The 18,483-nt window shown below is 61.9% G+C and carries 18 protein-coding genes; 6 read left to right on the top strand and 12 right to left on the bottom strand.

What is annotated here, in order from left to right; all coding sequences use genetic code 11:
• Positions 1-67: 67 nt before the first annotated feature.
• From ACX5I4_RS01375 to ACX5I4_RS01350, 6 genes are all read right to left on the bottom strand, one after another.
• Positions 68-697 carry a hypothetical protein gene (locus ACX5I4_RS01375; protein WP_461835074.1) on the bottom strand — a complete coding sequence of 210 codons (630 nt, stop codon included), beginning with the start codon at positions 695-697 and terminating at the stop codon, positions 68-70.
• Positions 698-779: 82 nt separating this feature from the next.
• Positions 780-1,181: an MmcQ/YjbR family DNA-binding protein gene (locus tag ACX5I4_RS01370; RefSeq protein WP_461835073.1), complete on the bottom strand. Its 402-nt coding sequence runs from the start codon at positions 1,179-1,181 to the stop codon at positions 780-782.
• A 26-nt stretch (positions 1,182-1,207) separates the two neighbouring features.
• The gene (locus ACX5I4_RS01365) at positions 1,208-2,056 is read right to left on the bottom strand and encodes a polysaccharide deacetylase family protein (protein ID WP_461835072.1); all 849 of its coding nucleotides are present in this window, start codon (positions 2,054-2,056) and stop codon (positions 1,208-1,210) included.
• 68 nt (positions 2,057-2,124) lie between these two features.
• Positions 2,125-2,547, bottom strand: coding sequence for a CoA-binding protein (locus ACX5I4_RS01360; protein ID WP_461835071.1), 423 nt, complete (start codon positions 2,545-2,547; stop codon positions 2,125-2,127).
• An 83-nt stretch (positions 2,548-2,630) separates the two neighbouring features.
• A complete protein-coding gene (locus ACX5I4_RS01355; protein ID WP_461835070.1) occupies positions 2,631-3,506 on the bottom strand; it encodes a hypothetical protein in 876 nt (291 codons plus the stop codon).
• On the bottom strand, positions 3,503-4,057 hold the full coding sequence (locus ACX5I4_RS01350; protein ID WP_461835069.1) for an RNA polymerase sigma factor: 555 nt from the start codon (positions 4,055-4,057) through the stop codon (positions 3,503-3,505). Before ACX5I4_RS01350 ends, ACX5I4_RS01355 begins: the two co-directional genes overlap by 4 nt.
• A 1,715-nt stretch (positions 4,058-5,772) precedes the next feature.
• Here ACX5I4_RS01350 and ACX5I4_RS01345 point away from each other — a divergent pair.
• Positions 5,773-5,967, top strand: a complete 195-nt coding sequence (locus tag ACX5I4_RS01345; RefSeq protein WP_461835068.1) for a hypothetical protein — start codon at positions 5,773-5,775, stop codon at positions 5,965-5,967.
• A gap of 67 nt (positions 5,968-6,034) precedes the next feature.
• Here the strand turns inward: ACX5I4_RS01345 and ACX5I4_RS01340 are convergent, their stop codons facing one another.
• Positions 6,035-7,324: an adenylosuccinate synthase gene (locus ACX5I4_RS01340; protein ID WP_345449549.1), complete on the bottom strand. Its 1,290-nt coding sequence runs from the start codon at positions 7,322-7,324 to the stop codon at positions 6,035-6,037.
• 442 nt (positions 7,325-7,766) lie between these two features.
• Here ACX5I4_RS01340 and ACX5I4_RS01335 point away from each other — a divergent pair, with 442 nt between their 5' ends.
• Together ACX5I4_RS01335 and ACX5I4_RS01330 are read left to right on the top strand one after the other, a co-directional pair.
• On the top strand, positions 7,767-9,464 hold the full coding sequence (locus ACX5I4_RS01335; protein WP_461835067.1) for a phospholipase C: 1,698 nt from the start codon (positions 7,767-7,769) through the stop codon (positions 9,462-9,464).
• Between the two features lie 254 nt (positions 9,465-9,718).
• Entirely contained in the window at positions 9,719-10,351 is a 633-nt protein-coding gene (locus ACX5I4_RS01330) for a uracil-DNA glycosylase family protein (protein ID WP_461835066.1), read from the top strand.
• Positions 10,352-10,449: 98 nt separating this feature from the next.
• Here ACX5I4_RS01330 and ACX5I4_RS01325 read toward each other — a convergent pair whose 3' ends face one another.
• Positions 10,450-11,937, bottom strand: a complete 1,488-nt coding sequence (locus ACX5I4_RS01325) for an amidase (protein ID WP_461835065.1) — start codon at positions 11,935-11,937, stop codon at positions 10,450-10,452.
• Positions 11,938-11,954: 17 nt separating this feature from the next.
• Complete coding sequence (locus ACX5I4_RS01320; RefSeq protein WP_461835064.1) at positions 11,955-13,250, bottom strand: MFS transporter; 1,296 nt, start codon at positions 13,248-13,250, stop codon at positions 11,955-11,957.
• Positions 13,251-13,509: 259 nt separating this feature from the next.
• Here ACX5I4_RS01320 and ACX5I4_RS01315 point away from each other — a divergent pair, with 259 nt between their 5' ends.
• Positions 13,510-14,445, top strand: a complete 936-nt coding sequence (locus ACX5I4_RS01315) for a LysR family transcriptional regulator (protein WP_461835063.1) — start codon at positions 13,510-13,512, stop codon at positions 14,443-14,445.
• A 76-nt stretch (positions 14,446-14,521) separates the two neighbouring features.
• On the opposite strand, the gene ACX5I4_RS01310 is transcribed toward ACX5I4_RS01315, so the two are convergent.
• The 3 genes from ACX5I4_RS01310 to ACX5I4_RS01300 form a co-directional block, all read right to left on the bottom strand.
• On the bottom strand, positions 14,522-14,941 hold the full coding sequence (locus tag ACX5I4_RS01310) for a DUF3151 domain-containing protein (protein ID WP_059388503.1): 420 nt from the start codon (positions 14,939-14,941) through the stop codon (positions 14,522-14,524).
• Complete coding sequence (fbaA, locus tag ACX5I4_RS01305; RefSeq protein WP_461835062.1) at positions 14,941-16,032, bottom strand: class II fructose-bisphosphate aldolase; 1,092 nt, start codon at positions 16,030-16,032, stop codon at positions 14,941-14,943. Before fbaA ends, ACX5I4_RS01310 begins: the two co-directional genes overlap by 1 nt.
• A gap of 108 nt (positions 16,033-16,140) precedes the next feature.
• A complete protein-coding gene (locus tag ACX5I4_RS01300; RefSeq protein ID WP_461835061.1) occupies positions 16,141-16,830 on the bottom strand; it encodes a TrmH family RNA methyltransferase in 690 nt (229 codons plus the stop codon).
• A 133-nt stretch (positions 16,831-16,963) separates the two neighbouring features.
• Between ACX5I4_RS01300 and ACX5I4_RS01295 the strand changes: the two genes are divergently transcribed.
• Positions 16,964-17,794, top strand: coding sequence for an HAD-IIA family hydrolase (locus ACX5I4_RS01295; protein WP_268023772.1), 831 nt, complete (start codon positions 16,964-16,966; stop codon positions 17,792-17,794).
• A 9-nt stretch (positions 17,795-17,803) separates the two neighbouring features.
• Positions 17,804-18,481 (top strand): tyrosine-protein phosphatase, encoded by a 678-nt coding sequence (locus ACX5I4_RS01290; RefSeq protein WP_461835060.1) that lies wholly within the window; start codon positions 17,804-17,806, stop codon positions 18,479-18,481.
• Positions 18,482-18,483: the final 2 nt, after the last annotated feature.

The raw sequence follows: 18,483 nt of genomic DNA, 5'->3' as shown, positions 1-18,483 counted from the left end.
TTTCAATCAACTTTTGTCAAAATGTGATCTGACGAAAACGTCGCTCCGGAGGGGTCGTTTGGCCTGTTTAGCCCCGTAAATTCAAGGATTTTGCGCACTCGTCAACGGCCTCGCGCGCCCATTGCCGCTGTTGCTCGGTTCCTACCCGCTCAGCCCACTGCTCAGCGAGCTGGAACTCCACCATCGCCTCGGTGCGGCGACCGTCGTCGTACATTGCCCAACCGAGGTTGTTGTGCAGCGAAACCATCCACCGTTTGGTGCGGGGATCCTCGACGGCGGAGGCATACTCAAGCGCACTGCGCGTCCACGATTCTTGGTGGCCGGAGTCCGCGATGGCCAGCATATGAAGCGCGTCCACGGCCAGGAAATCTTCGCCCAACAGGTCCCCCAGTTCGGCAGCCTGCTCAAAGAGCGGAACCGCCATGGCCGGGTGGCCCGCAGAGTTGAGCAAGCGGCCCCGTTCCAGGAGAATCCGCACCGCAAGGGTCGGCTCCTCCTCGGCATCGATCCCGTCCAGGAGGGCATCCGCCTCCTCGAAGCGCCCCTGCAGGCCGATGGCCCGGCCTAATTGGGTGGCGAGCTCGGCCCGTTCAAAAGCATCGTAGGCAGGATCCGCCATGGCTTCGCGGAAACGGGTTTCCGACAGGGCGGGGTCCTCAAAATTCCACAGGTCATCGAGGGTCTTTTGTTCAAGCATCTGGCTCCTCCTGATTGCTTAGGGGCACTGGAAGGTGCGGTGCACTCACAATCTAGCCCAAGCAGTGGACGGGGTCCGCGTGTCAGTCCCTGGCGAGGCGGGCCCAGCCCAGCTGTTCCTGCTGCTTGCGGCTCAACGACGAAACTACGAGGTCATACGAGTCCTCCACCATGTCCCGGACCATGGTGTCCGGCAGGGCGCCGTCCAAGCGCACGCCATTCCAGTGCGTCTTGTTCATATGCCAGGCGCCGGTGATTTCCGGATGGGCCGCGCGCAATTGCACAGCCAAGGAAGGATCGCGTTTAAGGCTCACCGCCAGGTTCCGGTCATCCATGCCGGAGGCTGCGAACATCTTGCCTTCCTGTTTGGCTCCCCCGGACACGGCGGAACGGACCTTGAAAACCGAAGTTTCCGGGCCGAAGGGGAAGTCCTCAAAAACCCCGGGGAAGCCCAGGCAGATTCGGCGAAGGGTGGCAGCATCCATGCACTGAGACTAACCGAGACCCGGCCTCACGCAACGCCCAGGAAGTCCTCCAGGAGCACCACTTCGAGTCCGGCGGCGACTTGCGCGGAACGGAATGCCTCAAAATCGGCCGCGAATTCGGGACGGAAATGCATCAGCACGATGTCGCCGGGCCGCAGGGAATTGCCGTATTGGTAGTCCATGCGCCCGGCATTGGCCTTGGCCTCCCAAGTAACGATCGCCTTCAGGCCTGCGGCAGCCACGGCTTGCCTCATAGCAGTGGAGTAGGCACCCCCGGGCGGCCTGAACAAGGTGGGCTTGCGGCCATACTGCTGGACGGCGAATTCCTGCATGCCTGCGATGTCGTCCAACTGCCGCTGGTAACCCCATTGGGTGGTCATGTTGACGTTGTGGCTCACCGTATGGTTTTCCACCAAGCTCCCCTGCGCCATGAACGCCTTGAAGAACGCGGGGTTGTCGCGGACCGTGTTGCTCGTCAGGAAGAGTGTGGCCGGATAGTCGTTCTCCGCGAGGAGGCGGACGCTTTCCGGGGACTTGACCAGTCCGTCGTCGATCGTCAGGAACACCACGGGATGTTTCGTGGGGATTTTGGTGATCACAGGAGCCAGTCCACCCTGGATAGGCGGCAGCGTAAAGTCCGGGACAAAGGAGCGACGGAGCCGCTTCGGGACTCCCGGGCTCGGCGTAGGGCTCGATGTGGTGCTTGGCGATCCCGACGACGACGGCGCCGCGCCCGCACTGCCGGGAACCGCAGTCGGGCTTTCGGCGGACAGGTTTCCGGGAGCCGCGCACGCCCCGAGCCCAGCGAGGAGGGTTCCCGCGAGGAGACCAAGCGCGGCGCGGCGGCTGGCGGTGGAGGAATGGTCATCACACATGGGGATCCTGGTCTCGAATGGGTGGTTGCCCCAGAAACATACCAGCGGCCGGTTAACAGAAAGCGACGCTAGTTGTCGCTCCGCCAGCCCATCTGCGCCGGACAAGCGTTCATGACCACGTCCAAGCCCGCCGCTTTAGCCCGCTCTGCCGCTTCTTCGTCAATCACGCCGAGCTGGAGCCACACGGCTTTCGCTCCCACGGCAATCGCTTCGTCCACCACGCCGCCAACGCGCGTGGAGTTCACAAAGCAGTCGACGACGTCGATGGGCTGCTCAAGAGGCACGTCGGCGAGGAACTTGTAGCCCGTTTCGCCGTGGACGTCTTCGCCCTTTTGGTTGATCGGGACGATCTCCATGCCCATGGTGTCGCGAATGTAGAGCGCTACTTCGAACGCGGACCGCCACTCATTCGTACTAAGTCCCACGATTGCCCAGCGGCCCTTTGTTCGCATAAGCCGGTCAATGACTGCCGGATCGTTGACGTGTGTCATAACCCAAGCCTACTACCGTGGACTTGCAGGCCCCTTGGCCGAATTATTGCCGTGTTGGCGGGCCAGGCGCCGAATTCGGGCGGCTAGCGGGCCAGCCCGAAGAGCCAGCGCAGGGACGCTCCCTGGGTCTTTGCCGTGAGGTCGTCCTTGCTTTCCTGGAGGATCTGCTGCAGTCCGTCTTGGAACTCCTTGCTGCTCCACTTCGGCAAGGAGTCCGTGGTCTGCTTGAGTAGGCCTTGGGAATCCGTCTTGGGCTCGGTGTGCACCGTCTTCGGCGAATCGGGCCGTCCTGCGGCTCCTTGCTTCGGCGGCTCCTTCGCTCCTACGGGATCCGCCGGCGCTGCCGCCACTGCGTCCGGGGAAGGCTCAACCATAGGCGGTACGGCTGCTTCCGGGACAGGTGCGGTCACGGGTTCCGGCGCCACGGCAGGCGCAGGAAGATCGACAGGTGCCGGGTGGGTGGTGACCTTCGGGGAATCGCCAGCGGGGGCTGGAGGTACCAGCGATGGCGGAGCAGTTGTCCAGCCAGGCGCCCAGCCGGAGATCAGCGACTGCATGAAATCGGGGGTTCCCTTGCTGAATCCGGAACTCGAGGCCGCAACACCCCCGATTCCCAGGCCCATGGCGGTCAGGACGGCAGCACCAATGACGGCGGGGCGATGCTTGCGCAGCTGACGACGCTTGCCAAGCTCATCGAGGGGAGGTTCGTCGGCAGGGTCACCAGTGGCGGCGCCGATTCCGGCGGCCGTGGCAACGTAGCCGACGCGGCCAACTCCAGCACCGGGGCCTGCCAGCATTGCGGCAAGCGCGGCGCTGGGAACCGGCGCAGGCATGGACGCGAACGATTCCAGTGCTTTCAAGGAGTCCGTGAGCGCGGGAGCATCCGTCAGTCCAGCCTCGAGCATGAGCTCCTGGATGATCGCGTCGCGGTCAATGTCCTTGCAATCCCAACGCATCATGGGGCCACGTATTCCTTTACTACCGAGTGCTCGCGGAGTGCATTCAATGCCCGGCGCTGCAGTTGCTTGACCGCGCCTTGGCTTTTCCCCATGATTTCGGCTGCCTGGTCCACTGTCAGACCGGCGACGATCCGAAGTGACAAGACTTCGCGGTGGTCTTCCCGAAGGAGGCGCAGCAGGCCCATGACTTCTTGGGGCGCCACACGGTCCATCGCTTCGGCTTCCGCCGAACTCGACTGGCGAGTGTCACGCTCCGGTTCAAACTCGTGGTGCTCCGGTGCCCTGCTTTGCCGACGATGGTCATCCACCATCCGGGCGTGGGCTACCGAAAATACAAATGTCCGCAAGCCATTGACGCCGCCTGTGATGGTCTCAATACGCGGCAGGACGGCAAGAAAGACGTCCTGGGTGACGGCCTCCGGATCCGCGACGCCCTTCGCTGTCAAGTAGCCGAGCACCTGACCCGCGAAGGCTTGGTACACGGCGCTGAACAGTTCAGCTTCCCGGCCCTGAAGGGCGCGCAAGGCTGCATCGGTCAAGGCGTCGGTCACAGAAGCGTGGCTTTCGTTGGGGAACAAATATCCGGATTCAAGCGGGATCCTCGTTGCCGCCGAAACGCCGCACGGCCGGACAACCTCACCTAGCTTAACCGTTGCTCCCATGATGCCCAAGGACCAGCTTTCAGTTCCAGAGGCTTGCCTCTCCTGGACTTTGTGCATCCACGAAACCTTTCAGACATGAAAAGGGCCGAGCTGAAACCTGATGGGGGACAAATTTCAGCTCGGCCTTTCAAAGAGGTAATCGCCGGTGCACCCCAAAGGGTTACGCGGAATCCAAAGATTTTTTCGACGCTGCTTTCGCGATGTCGAACAACGCGTATGCGTGGCAAGCGCGCACGGCGAACGAACTCGGCTCATTAATAAAAAACCGGACAACCTCCTTGTTTAATCGGAAAGACGCAGCTATCGTCATGATGATTCCAGCGTCGTCCTTGTGTCAGAGAGGTTCATACGATTTGGGGTTCTCCTACGGCGCCGTCACGATGAATCCTGGTTCCTATTGGGGGAATGACTTGAAGAACTGGAAAGTTGCAGCGATCCTCGGAGTTGCGGCACTCACTTTTGTTACCACGTCGGCGGGGCACTGGTGCTCTGGTCCATGAAGAACGGAACACTTCACGTCGGACTAAGCAGGGTTCAGGGGAAAGAACGCGCCCTTCTACAATCTCGAATCGGAGTTCCCGTGGTCGTAACCAAGGAAGCCCCGCTAACAACAATGGACAAGAAGACCCGCGTCGGGGCCAGGCCGACGGCCACTGGGGTGGCTGGTAACAAGAAGTCCTCCTCAGTGGCGGCCTCAGCCGCCGCGAGCGCAGCCCCGCCACTGGTTGATAGCGCCCCTTACTACGGGGGCGACCGCATCTACCGAACGTACCAGGACTCAAGCGGGGCCTGGTGGGTCGGCCAATGCACGGCCGGTGGCGTTTATACAGGCGGCGCAGTTTTCATGGCGACAGCGGGTCACTGCGGACCTCAAGGAACAGTTTGGGAGCAAGGGTATCTCGACGGCTCTGGCCAGCTCTGGCGAACCGGCACAATGGGAACCGCTTCCAGCGTGCAGTGGGGTAATGGACGGATCGACGGCGAAATGATTTCGGGAGGATCGTACGCACCAAGCATCTGGACTTCCTCGACAAGCTCGCTGCCTATAACGGGCGCTGCCGCAGTTGGTAACGGGACGCAAATCTGCTCCGACGGATCATTTACGGGGTTTGTGTGCGGAGGAACAGTTGACTTGGTCAATATCTGCACCATACTCAATGACAACGGAACCAACGTAACAGTGTGCGGCCTAGACCGGGCCACCGCCCCTTACAGGCTCGTTCAACACGGTGACAGCGGAGGACCCGTCGTCGTAAACAATGCATCATCGGCACAGTTGGCAGGCATAATCAGCGGCGGGTCGGCCGATGGAACCCAGCTTTACTTCACGCATATCAACAACGTGCTCAGCACTTTCGGAGTATCGGTTGCCCACTACTAAGAGACCGTCCTTGCGAGGCGCACACACCGCTGCTTCGATCGCGTGTTTGTGCCTCGCGGGGACGCTTTTCGGCTGCGGTCGGAGCGATCAAAACGCGCCCGGGCCGTACCCAGAGTCATCCCCAACGAGCACGAATGCTGGGATGCCCATCGACAGAGGCCCCGAGGATGGCTCGCCAACTCTGCCATGGACGCTGAACAGAATCGATGATGCAGAAAATCGGGTGTACTTAACGACCTCAAATTTCGAGTGCAGCGCTCCCAACCGGGCAAGAATCGCCGAGACCGCAGAGACCATCACGATCACCATCCTTGGCACACCCAACAAGGGTCCTTGCACCCAACAGCTGGACACCCTCATCACGTTTGTCCAGCTCAAGTCATCGATCGGAAACAGGAAGATACTGGGTTCCAAATAGCCGGAACCACGACGGCGACCCGCCCCGGAAAGGGCGACCCGCCGTCGTCGTAATTCGGCTTTGGTGACTAGTCCTCTATGAGGTCGTGGACCACGATGGTCTGGTCGCGGTCCGGGCCGACGCCGATCGCGGAGAACCGCGTGCCGGAGAGCTTCTCGAGGGCCAGCACGTATCTGCGGGCGTTCTCGGGGAGGTCTTCAATGGTCTTAGCGCCAGTGATGTCCTCGGTCCAGCCATCGAAGTACTCAAAGATCGGCACTGCGTGGTGGAACTCGGTCTGGGTCATGGGCATTTCGTCGTGGCGGACGCCGTCGACATCGTAGGCCACGCAGACCGGGATCTGCTCGATGCCGGTCAGCACGTCCAGCTTGGTGACGAAGTAGTCCGTGAAACCGTTGACGCGCGAAGCATGGCGCGCCAGGACGGCGTCGTACCAACCGCAGCGGCGCGGACGGCCGGTGTTGACGCCGAACTCGCCACCGGTCTTCTGTAGGTACATGCCCATCTCGTCGAACAGCTCAGTGGGGAACGGACCGGCGCCAACACGGGTGGTGTAGGCCTTGATGATGCCGATGGAGCGCGAGATCCGGGTGGGTCCGATGCCCGAGCCAACGGACGCGCCGCCCGCAGTGGGGTTGGAGGACGTCACGAACGGGTACGTGCCGTGGTCGACGTCCAGGAACGTGGCCTGGCCGCCTTCCATGAGGACCACCTTGCCCTCGTCCAGCGCGTTGTTGAGGACCAGTGTGCTGTCAATGACCAGGGGCCGCAGGCGTTCGGCGTAGGACAGGAAATACTCCACGATCTCGTCCACCACCACGTTGCGCCGGTTGTAGACCTTGACCAGGAGCTCGTTCTTTTGGCGCAGCGAACCTTCCACCTTCTGGCGGAGGATCGATTCGTCGAAGACGTCCTGGACGCGGATACCCAGGCGGGCCACCTTGTCCATGTAGGCCGGGCCAATGCCTCGACCGGTAGTGCCAATGGCGCGGCTGCCGAGGAAGCGCTCCGTGACCTTGTCCAGCACCTGGTGGTACGGCGCCACGAGGTGGGCATTGGCTGAGACGCGCAAACGGGACGTGTCCGCGCCACGGGCTTCCAAGCCGTCGATCTCCTGGAACAGCGCCTCGAGGTTCACCACGCAGCCGTTGCCGATGATCGGAATCGCGTTGGGGCTCAGAATGCCGGCAGGAAGGAGCTTGAGCTCATACTTCTCACCGCCGACGACGACCGTGTGCCCGGCGTTGTTGCCGCCGTTGGGCTTGACCACGTAGTCAACGCGGCCACCGAGCAGGTCGGTTGCTTTGCCTTTGCCTTCGTCGCCCCACTGGGCTCCGACGATCACGATAGCGGGCATGGGATCCTCCCCATTCTTTCGGGCCGGTCCTGGCGGGATCACCAAGGCTCAGCGCCGTACATGAGAACGCCCCGAATCTTTTCGGTCCTGCCCGCAGACTTTCGCAAAAGTTCACCGGCGGGATCAGCAAGAGTTCCGGGGCTCTTACCAGCCAAGTTTAGCCGATACGCCTCCCGGTCTTGGTGTCACACGTCCGGAGAGGACATGAAATCGGCTTCGAGCATCCCGACGGAGCCGCCAGCGGGAACGTGAACACTTTCCAAACAGTCCGTGCTGAGCGAGCAAATCGACCATCAGGCCTCATCCTTGCGGCTACATTTCTTGTGAATCCTTACCCCCAACACACCCAACTAACTCGCACTTGTTGTCGTTATGAGCCGTCTAAACGACAACAAATGCGAGCCAGTTGGGCGGGCCTTGCCCGTGACCTGAAGGGAATTCCATGAAAACTCGAAACAAGCGCTTCTTGCTGGCCAGCGGGGCGACAGCCCTCGCAGCATCCACGATCGCCGCCGGCATGATCGGGTTCGGTATGACGCCCGCTTCGGCCTCGGCCAATGACGACCACAAAGGAACCGCGACGCCCATCAAGCACGTCGTGGTGATTTTCGGCGAGAACGTCTCCTTTGACCATTACTTCGCGACATACCCGCAGGCAGCAAACACCCCTGGTGAAACCCAGCAAGGCAGCGGCGCGGCGGCTCCGACGTTCACGGCAGCCAAGAGCACTCCGAAGAACATCTCCACGCTTGCCCACGACAATCTGCTGGCCCCTAACAACCCCAACTCGGCCCAGCCCCAGCGGCTGACTCCTGGCCAGGCAATCACGTGCGACCAGGACCACGAATACACCGCGGAGCAGAAGGCCTACAACGGTGGCCTGATGAACAAGTTCGTCGAGAACACCAGCATGGATACCTGTTCCGGCGGCCAGTTCGGCCGCCCTGGACTCACCATGGACTACTACGACGGCAACACCGTCACGGGGATCTGGAACTACGCCCAGAACTTCGCCATGAGCGATTCCCACTTCAGCACCGTCTTCGGGCCGTCCAGCCCTGGCGCACTCAATTTGGTGTCCGGCCAGACCCATGGCGTCACGGAGTTCACTGCGGACGGACAGCCGGTCAAGCCGGCAAGCAGCGACTACACGGTCAAGTTCCCTGACGCCAAGGGCGTAGGCACCATGACGGAAGACCCGGATCCGGTCTACGACGACTGCTCCAACAAGAGCCACGCGAGCAAGAACAACCTCGCCGGCATGCAGGGCAAGAACATCGGTGACCTGCTGAACGACAAGGGAGTCAGCTGGGGCTGGTTCCAGGGCGGCTTTGCCCCCACGACGGCGGCGACGGACACCACTCCGGCAGCTTGCATGACCACGCACACCAACATCGCAGGCGCCACGGTGACGGACTACAACCCGCACCACCAGCCGTTCCAGTACTACAAGTCAACGTCCAACCCGCACCATCTTGCCCCTGCCAGCGTGGACGAGATCGGGCACAACGGACAGGCGAACCACCAGTACGACACCACGGACTTCGCCAAGGTTGTCAACTCCGACAACATGCCCGCAGTGTCCTTCCTGAAGGCGGGAAACTACCAGGACGGCCACGCCGGCTACTCCGATCCCCTGGACGAGCAGAAGTTCATCACGCAGCAGGTAAACGCCATCCAGAACTCGAAGAACTGGGAAAACACTGCTGTCATCCTTGCCTACGATGACTCGGACGGCTGGTATGACCACGTTGCCGCTGCTGTGAAGAACTCCTCGAACACCACGGACGACGCCGCGTGGTGCCTGAACGCGTACAACAAGGGTGTGCCCATGGCCGGAGGCTATGCCGACCGTTGCGGTCCCGGCCCCCGCCAGCCGCTCGTGGTGATCTCACCCTTCGCAAAGAAGAACTTCGTGGACCACACCCAGACTGACCAGGCTTCCATTCTTCGCTTCATCGAGGACAACTGGCACACCGGCCAGATCGGCGACTCGTCGGCTGACGCCAAGGCCGGCTCCATCAACGCCATGTTCAACTTCGACAACGGGCGGGACGTCAAGCTCATCCTGAACGAATCGAACGGCACCGTGGTTTCCCGCACCAAGGAAAACGAAGACCGGAACGACAACAAGCAGTAGCAAGCCTTACGGAACGGCGCCGTCTCGAACTATCGAGACGGCGCCGCTTCAGTTAACCCGGCCGCGGCATCATGCAGGAAGCCGGCTGCCGACGTCGAGAGACCCAACACAGAAGTCCCGATTCACCCCACAGGCCGCCGCCGTTCCGGTACAGTTAACCAGCCCCCAACACAGCACCCAACCTGACCGGTCGCGGCCAACCCGCTCCCGGCCGGACAAGTGCGCCTCGCTACCCGTAGGAGACCCAAGCCCATATGCAAGACCTGGCGACTGATTCACTCGAAGAGCAACTCTGGAACCGACGTTTCGAACCCCACATCGCCGAGGTCACGGGGCTTTGCGATTCCCTCAAAGAACAGAAGCCGGGCAGCGAAGTCCTCTATGTAGACCCCGCCCACAGCGTTGACGAGTGCCGCATCATCAGCCTTTTCTCCAACACCCGCACCACGGAGGGCTCGGGCTTCATTGTCCCGGGTGACGAGGAAGCCGCCACCCGGCTGCTGGGCATGCAGTGGCAGCTGGGCCTGCGCCCGGAGCTCATGATGCCGTGGAACGTGTACCCCTGGATCGAACCGGACGGAGAGCCGGGCAAGCTGACTCCTGCCAACATCACCGAAGGCCTCAAGCCGCTCCTGCGCTTGCTGGCGATCGTGCCGCGCACGTCAGTGCTGGTAGCCCACGGCAATGAAGCGCACCGCTTGGCAGACCAGCTCATGAAAGCCGCCCCGCAGAGCATCCACCGCCGCGGTTTCAAGACGTTCAAGGTCCGCTCGCTTGGCGGACGTTCCTTCGCCGGCTCCCCCGCACGCCAGCAGGAGTACCTGGACGTCATCCACGGCGCCTACGCCGAGGCCATGGCCCGGACAGGCCTCACGCCAGTGTCCTAACGAATTCGGCACAGATCGTGTCCCTTAAGGTCGCTTTGAGGGACACGATCTGCACACAAACTCTCCAGCCATAACGTTCGACGGTCCGCAGGGGTACGTCAGGTTGCCGGAGCGATCACCGGCGAGATGCCCAACGGCACGCTCAATGACTCGAGCGCGGCACTCACCTTGAAGACCGTGTGCTCGTCAAAGGGATGCCCCACTACCTGCAGGCTCGTTGGCACGCCACATGAAGACATTCCGGAAGGAATGGCCATCACCGGGCATCGATTCGCGGTGTTGAAGGGCATGGTCATGTGCGCCGCCATGTAATTGTCAAACCAGCGGCCCTCGATATGCATTCCATCAAGGAAGTTTCCATCTGCCGGCAGCATCTCAACGCTTTGGGTGGGTGTGATCAGCACATCGAATCCGGCCATGACCCGTGCGATCTCATGTTGGATCACCGCGTCCATCTGAAGCGAATCCACCAACGAGAATTTCTCGACCTTCGCAGAAGAGTATCGAACGAACTCGCGGGCGTAGGGCGAGAGGTCCTCTACGGTTCCATCGGCCTGTTTGAACAGCGCATTGCCCATGATGTGGCCGAAATGGGCAAAAATGGTGTCAAGAATCTGCTGGACCGTAAGGCGCACATCCACTTTCACGACCTCGGCGCCGGCGCCAATGGCCCGCTCCATCATTGCGTCGGTGTTCCTCCGGATCGAGGGCATCACCGGGTAGTCACCCAGATCGGGGCTATACGCGATGCGAACTCCGGTCAGGTCGCCCGTGGCGCCCTGACCGACAGAGCGGAGGTAGTCCTCGCCGTGGCGGCCCCACGTCGTGTGATCGTGCGGATGCCGTCCGGCCATCACGGAGGTGAGCAGCGCAACGTCGCGCACGCTCCGGCCCATCGGTCCATCGCTGCGGTACCAATCCGCGTTCAAAGGCGCCGCGCCCGGGATTCGTCCATACGGGGCTTTGTAGCCCACGAGCCCGTTGAAACCTGCCGGAATCCGGGTTGAACCACCGATGTCGCTGGCTGTGGCCAAGGTAGACATACCGGAAGCCAGGGCCGCACCTGCTCCGCCAGAGGACCCACCGGGACCAGCTTGCAGGTTCCAGGGATTGCGGGTGACTCCCCACAAACGCGAATGTGTCACGGATGCACAAGAGAACTCCGGCGTTGTGGTCCTCCCATGCAAAATGGCGCCGGCATCCAGGACCCTATCGATCACCGGGTGGTTCTCCGCAGCCACATCCTTCTGGCGGGCGACGAGTCCTTGGCTAATGGGGTGCCCCGTGATTGCGTGCTTCTCCTTGGAAACAATCGGAACGCCAAGCAGCGGCGGAAGCTCTCCCTCGTTCCCCGCGGCTTGCTCGTAGCGCTGGTCGGCCGCCTCCGCAGTCTCCCTGGCCTGATCACGCATCTCTTCAGAGAGTGCGTTGATCTTCAGTTCGGCGGAATCATTGGTGCGGTCGATCTGCTCAAAATGCGCATCAAGGACCTTGGAGGGACGGACGGACCCGTCCCTGAAGCCATCAAGCAGTTCGCTCGCGGTCTTGAAGGCGAGCAGATTCACCCTGAGTGTCTGGATAGTCATGGAGATCAATCTTTCTATTAAGCAACTGAGGATATGACTGCGGGCGATGGCACAACGTCCGTCCGGCGGCCGAGAAGCGGATGGGTCTCAGGCACCCTTCCGAAAATCATCACGAGGGTCACCAGCAAGGCATACCCGGCCAAGTAGAAGCCTGGTGCCAGCGACGAGCCGGTGGCCTGCACGAGCCAGGTCCCCACCATCGGAGCCGTTCCGCCGAGTAGTGCATAGCTGACGTTGTAACTAATCGCGGCAGAGGTGAACCGGGACTTGGTGGAGAAAATCTCAACGAAGATCGTGGCGCTGCCGCTGGAGTAGATGATCAACGGTGCGACGAAGAGGAACATGCCAAGCATGGCAACCCACGGATTGCCATTAGTAATCAGGACAAAGGCCGGGATCGCAGCCACGGTCATGATGGCCGCACCGACGGTCAGCATCGGTTTTCGACCGAATTTGTCGCTGGCCCTGCCTGAGAGCGGGGTCAGAAGGGCCAACGTTGTCATCACCACCGCGCTGATGAGCAGCGACTCCTGGCGGTTGAGGTGCCCCTCGGTCTGCAGGAAGGCAACAAAGTATCCGGAGAGAAAGTAGAACGACAATGCGGTCAGACCGCAGATCAGTGCCGTCTGCAGCATTCTGGTGCCGTTGGTGCGGAAGGCCTCCCGGACCGGGCTGTACTCCTTTGTGGCGCCAGCTTGGAGAATTGCCTTGAATTCCTCGGACTCCTCGGTCCGCTTGCGGATCCAGATGCCCACAAAAGACAGTGGCAGGGCTGCCAGGAACGGAATCCGCCATGCCCAGGCCTCGTACGACTCCGGGCCGGCAAGTTGCAAAATGAGCAGGATAAGCCCTGAAGCGAAGACGCCCGGAAGGGCGGTGGCCGCGATCGTAATGCACAGCCAGTATCCGCGTCGCTCCTTCGGGGCATGTTCCAACACGAACGTGGGCGCACCGACTGATTCGCCTCCGGCGGAGAAGCCCTGAATCGTCCGAAAGAAGACCAATAAGAGCGGGGCAGCAATGCCGATGCTCTGATACCCAGGCAGCAGTCCTATCCCGACAGTGGCCAGGCCGATCCCCAGCAGCGTAATGAACAACACTGGGCGACGACCGATTCGGTCACCCAGCGCACCGAAGAACACCCCGCCCAACGGCCGCACCACAAATGCGACAGCAAAGGTGGCGAACGTTGCGATGAGCCCGGTAGCTGCGGCCTCTGCCGGGAAGAATTGCCGGGCGAGCACCAACGCAGTCAGGCCGTACAGGCTGAAATCGTAGAACTCAATGAACTGGCCAATGGCTCCGCCTGCCAAGACTTTTCTTTGCGACGGGCTCGCCCTGCCGGCCGACAATCGTTCCCCCCTTGGTTCCAATCTCTTAACCATGTTTCTCCTAGCGGAACAAATACACGAACCTCACCATGCGAGGTGCTGACCATCACAACTCTGCTCGAAAGCGAAGATTCGGTCCAACAAATGTTTTCGCTGCTTTGAATTGAATAAATCAATGTAAAGTGTGCGGAGAACGGCAATAGCCACCGGGTTGGTGCGGACGCGGAGGGAGGATCCACGGATGTCTCACGATGTCACGCTGGTGCAGTTGCACTATTTCCAGGTCGTGGCGAAGCACGGGAGCATGACCAGGGCCGCTGATGAACTCAACGTCACCCAATCAACCCTCTCCAGTGCGGTTGCCCGTTTGGAGGCGGCCTACGGGATTGAGCTTTTTCTGCGTATCCCGCGTCGCGGCGTGGCGCTCTCGCCCGCGGGGCGTCGGCTTCTGAGCTCCGCCCGGCAGGTTCTGGACACCACGGAGCATCTTCGTGAAATCGCTCGGGGCGAAAGTGATGAGGTGCGTGGTGAAGTCAGCATCGGAATCCATGCGCCGCTCGCCCCGTTTTATTCACCGGCGATCCTGCAGGCCGCGGCGCTCAAGCATCCAGAGCTGAAGATCCATATCGTCGAGGGTGATATGTGGTCACTCCCGGAGGATCTGAGCCATGGCCGCATCGAACTGGCGCTCATGTACGAGCGGCAATTGGAGGGGTCCTTTGCCTTCGACGCGATCTGCGAGATCCATCCGCATATTGTGGTCAGCCAGGATCACCGCCTGGCCCTTCGTGCGGGGTCCCCGGTTAGCCTGGCCGAACTGGTAGACGAACCTCTGGTGGTCCTTTCCTCCCCATTCTCCTATTCGGTGTACCTGGGATATTTCACAGCACTTGGACTCAACCCTCGCATCCTCCACACTTCGCAGAGCTATGAAACGATCCGCTCCTATGTGGCTAACAATCTGGGGTATTCAATCTTGCATCACCGCCACTTGACGTACGAGACTCACACGGGCAAACGGATCGTACCTCTGGAGATCAAGGACCCCACAAGACCGATGAAGCTGTGTTTGGTCTCGCTTAACCCGACCCAGCTCTCGAATAAAGCCCGTGCGGTCAGCGACATTGCGCGAGCCGCCGTACTTGAGCAGTTTGCGAGCGAGCCTGGCGTGGCCTGAGCACCGGCCACAACGTTCGACGGCGGCCGCCCACCTTCCCGGTGCGCGGCCGCCGTCGGCGTTTAATTCAGTTGTCCTAGCCTTCGATCGCTGCCTTCGCGGCGGGATCGGAGTCGTTCAGGAACTTCTCAATCCGTTCCGGTTCCTCAGCTTCGCCAATGGCGGCGGAGGCCCTGCCCAGCGAGTACAGGGCGCGTAGGAATCCCCTGTTGGGCTCGTGCTCCCACGGGATGGGCCCCACGCCGCGCCAACCGTTGCGGCGCAGTGAATCCAGTCCACGGTGGTAACCGACACGGGAATACGCGTAGGAATCGATGGTCCGGCCGTCGGCCCAGGCTTCCTCGGCCAGGATCGCCCACAGCAACGAAGACGTGGGGTACTTGGCCACGAGGTCCAGGGCCTCCTGCCCCAAGGCAAGGTGCTGGTACACCTCGGTCTCGGCAGGCAGGAGCGTCGGCTCCGGGCCCATGAGGTTCTTGCGGAATTCGTCGGACATTAGAAGGTCTTGCCAACCGAACCGAGCTGCTTGGCGGCTTCCACGATGCGGGCAGCCATGCCGGCCTCGGCGGAGGCGCCCCAGACGCGGGGGTCGTAGGTCTTCTTGTTGCCCATTTCGCCGTCGATCTTCAGGACGCCGTCGTAGTTGGCGAACATGTGTCCGGCAACCGGGCGCGTGAACGCGTACTGGGTGTCGGTGTCGATGTTCATCTTGATGACGCCGTAGGAAACGGCATCCGCGATTTCCTGCTCGGTGGAGCCGGAGCCGCCGTGGAAGACGAGGTCGAACGGGTTGGTCTTGCCGATCTTGGCACCGACTTCGGCCTGGATCTGCTTGAGCAGTTCGGGGCGGAGCTTGACGTTGCCCGGCTTGTACACGCCGTGGACGTTGCCGAAGGTCAGGGCGGTCAGGTAGCGGCCGTTCTCGCCGGCGCCGAGTGCCTCGATGGTGGCGAGGGCGTCTGCGGTGGTGGTGTAGAGCTTCTCGTTGATCTCGTTCTCGACGCCGTCTTCCTCGCCGCCGACCGTGCCGATTTCAACCTCGAGGATGATCTTGGCGGCAGCTGCACGCTCCAGGAGCTCGCGGCCGATGCGCAGGTTGTCTTCGAGGGTCTCGTGCGAGCCGTCCCACATGTGCGAGTTGAAGATCGGGTCCTTGCCGGCCTTGACGGCTTCCTCGGAAGCAGCCAGCAGCGGAAGAACGAAATCGGCCAGCTTGTCCTGCGGGCAGTGGTCCGTGTGCAGGGCAATGTTCACGTTGTAGTTCTTCGCGACCTCGCGGGCGAAAGCGGCGAAGCCCAGGGAGCCGGCAACCATGTCCTTGACGGATGCGCCGGACCAGTAAGCCGCACCACCGGTGGAGACCTGGATGATGCCGTCCGACTCGGCCTCGGCAAAGCCGCGGATGGCGGCATTCAGGGTTTGCGAGGACGTGACGTTCACTGCCGGGAACGCGAAGCCGCCGGCCTTCGCGCGGTCGATCATTTCGGAGTAAATCTCTGGGGTTGCGATGGGCATGCTGACTCCTATGCTGATTTTCGTCTGTGGGTTTTGTTGACCCTGGAGTAGACCTATACGGCTAGGCACCATCCTAGCGACTGAAGAATCCGACATCGTGTTTCCGGTCACGGAGACGGGTAACACTTGCGGACTGTTGCGGCGCCCCTTAGGAGGTGCCCCCTTAAGACACGCGCTGCCTTAAGACACGCGCTGTCCGAAGTTGTGCCGCCGGATCCAGGCGTGCATCGCGATTGCCGCAGCCGACGCCGCATTCATGGAACGCGTGGAACCGTACTGCTCGATCGACAAGGTGGCGGCGGCGGCGTCGTGCACCTCGGGAGTCAGGCCGGGGCCTTCCTGCCCGAACACAAGGACGCAGTTGCGCGGAAGGTCGTAGGTTTCCAGCGGCACTGAATCCGGGAAGATGTCGATGCCGATGATGGCCAGCCCCTCCCCTTGCGCCCATGCCACGAAATCCTCCACAGTGGGGTGGTGGCGGACGTGCTGGTAGCGGTCGGTGACCATCGCTCCGCGGCGGTTCCACCGGCGTCGTCCGATGATGTGGACCTCCTTGGCGAGGAACGCGTTGGCGGTACGCACCACGGTCCCGATGTTGAGGTCGTGTTGCCAGTTCTCGATGGCAATGTGGAAATCGTGCCGGTGGCCGTCCAGGTCCGCGACGATCGCTTCGTGTTTCCAGTACCGGTATTTGTCCACCACGTTGCGGCGGTCGCCGTCCGCCAGGAGGTCCGGATCCCAGTGCCCGCCTTCTGGCCAATCACCTTCCCAGGGCCCGACGCCGACCTCCGGTTTCGCTTCGGACTCACCGTCGATAGGCGAGACAGCAATGGAGTCGCTAGGGGCAGGGTTCTGGGGCCGGTCAGTCACTCTTCAACCCTAGCCCGGGCAGTACCGCCTGCGGCGCCGAAACCCAGTGCCGTCACGCAGGACACCCGGGTGTCTCGGAGACCGAAAGATGAAAGACTTGGAAAGAGAAACAGCCAACCCGCGGAGGAAAAGCATGGAGAACGCAACCGAGGCCCCAAAAAGCTCAGCCATTTACCGCAACGGCCACGAGATCGAATGCTGGCTCACGGATATGGACGGTGTCCTGGTCCACGAGAACCAGGCGGTCCCAGGAGCGGCCGAACTGATCCAGCGCTGGGTGGATACCTCCAAGCGATTCCTCGTGCTCACCAACAACTCGATCTTCACTCCGCGGGACCTGGCGGCCCGCCTGAGTTCCTCTGGCCTGGAAATCCCGGAGGAGAACATCTGGACTTCGGCGCTGGCCACGGCACAGTTCCTAAAGGACCAGGTGCGTGGCTCGGATTCCGGCAACCGCGCCTACACCATCGGTGAGGCAGGGCTCACGACGGCGTTGCACGAGGCCGGCTTCATCCTCACCGACCAGAACCCGGACTTCGTGGTGCTTGGCGAAACCCGCACCTACTCCTTCGAAGCGATCACCATGGCCATCCGGTTGATCCTCGCCGGTGCCCGCTTCATCGCCACCAACCCGGATGCGACTGGCCCGTCGAAGGACGGCCCGATGCCCGCCACCGGCGCCATCGCGGCGCTGATCTCAAAGGCGACCGGCCGCGAGCCCTACATTGTGGGCAAGCCGAACCCCATGATGTTCCGTTCCGCGATGAACCAGATCGACGCGCATTCCGAAACCACTGCCATGATCGGCGACCGCATGGACACGGACATCATCGCGGGCATGGAAGCCGGGCTCCACACCGTCCTGGTGCTCAGCGGTATCACCCAGCGCGAGGACATCGCGGCCTTCCCGTTCCGGCCGAACCAGGTACTGAACTCGGTAGCGGACCTCAAAAGCCAGATTTAGGCTGGTCCCATGGCTGTGCTGAACCTGCGTTCCCTGGCCGGCGGCCGGATCCTCAGAGGCAGCCAGCCATTCGGCATGGACACTGAGGCGACAGCCGCCTTCTTCGAAATGCACGGCATCCAGACGGTTATGGATCTGCGCAGCGGGTACGAACGCGCCATCGTGCCGTGGCAACTGGCCAACGGCGCGGTGGAGCTCATAGAAAATCCCCTCGATCCGCGTGTCGCCTCGGCCGGGCTCCAAACGATCCACACGGTCGAAGACCTTGGAGAGCTGTATCTGGGTTGGGTTCGCACACGCCCTGATTGGGTGGCGGAATCCCTCCGTCCCGCTGCCCAAGGCAAGCGGACGCTCATCCACTGCTCCCTCGGTAAGGACCGCACCGGCGTCGTTGCCGCCTTGGCGCTCCTCGCGACCGGCACGGACCACGCGGCCGTTGTAGCGGACTACGCCGCCAGCACTGCGGCGCTGCCCCTGATGCTGGAGACCATGGCGGCGGCGTGGCGGCTGGCCGTCCCGGAAGTCCCGGAGGAGGCGTTCAGTCCCTCGCTCATGCTGCTGCAATCCCCCGAGGCTGCCATGGAGTACTTCCTGGACCGGTTCGCCCGCGAATTCGGCAATGCGGCGGACTACCTGCGCGACGCCGGCCTGAGCGGTGCAGAGTTGGATGGACTGCGGCGCGGATAGCC

Source organism: Arthrobacter sp. MMS24-S77, assembly GCF_054888235.1.
This window is presented reverse-complemented; position numbering and strand designations above follow the sequence as displayed.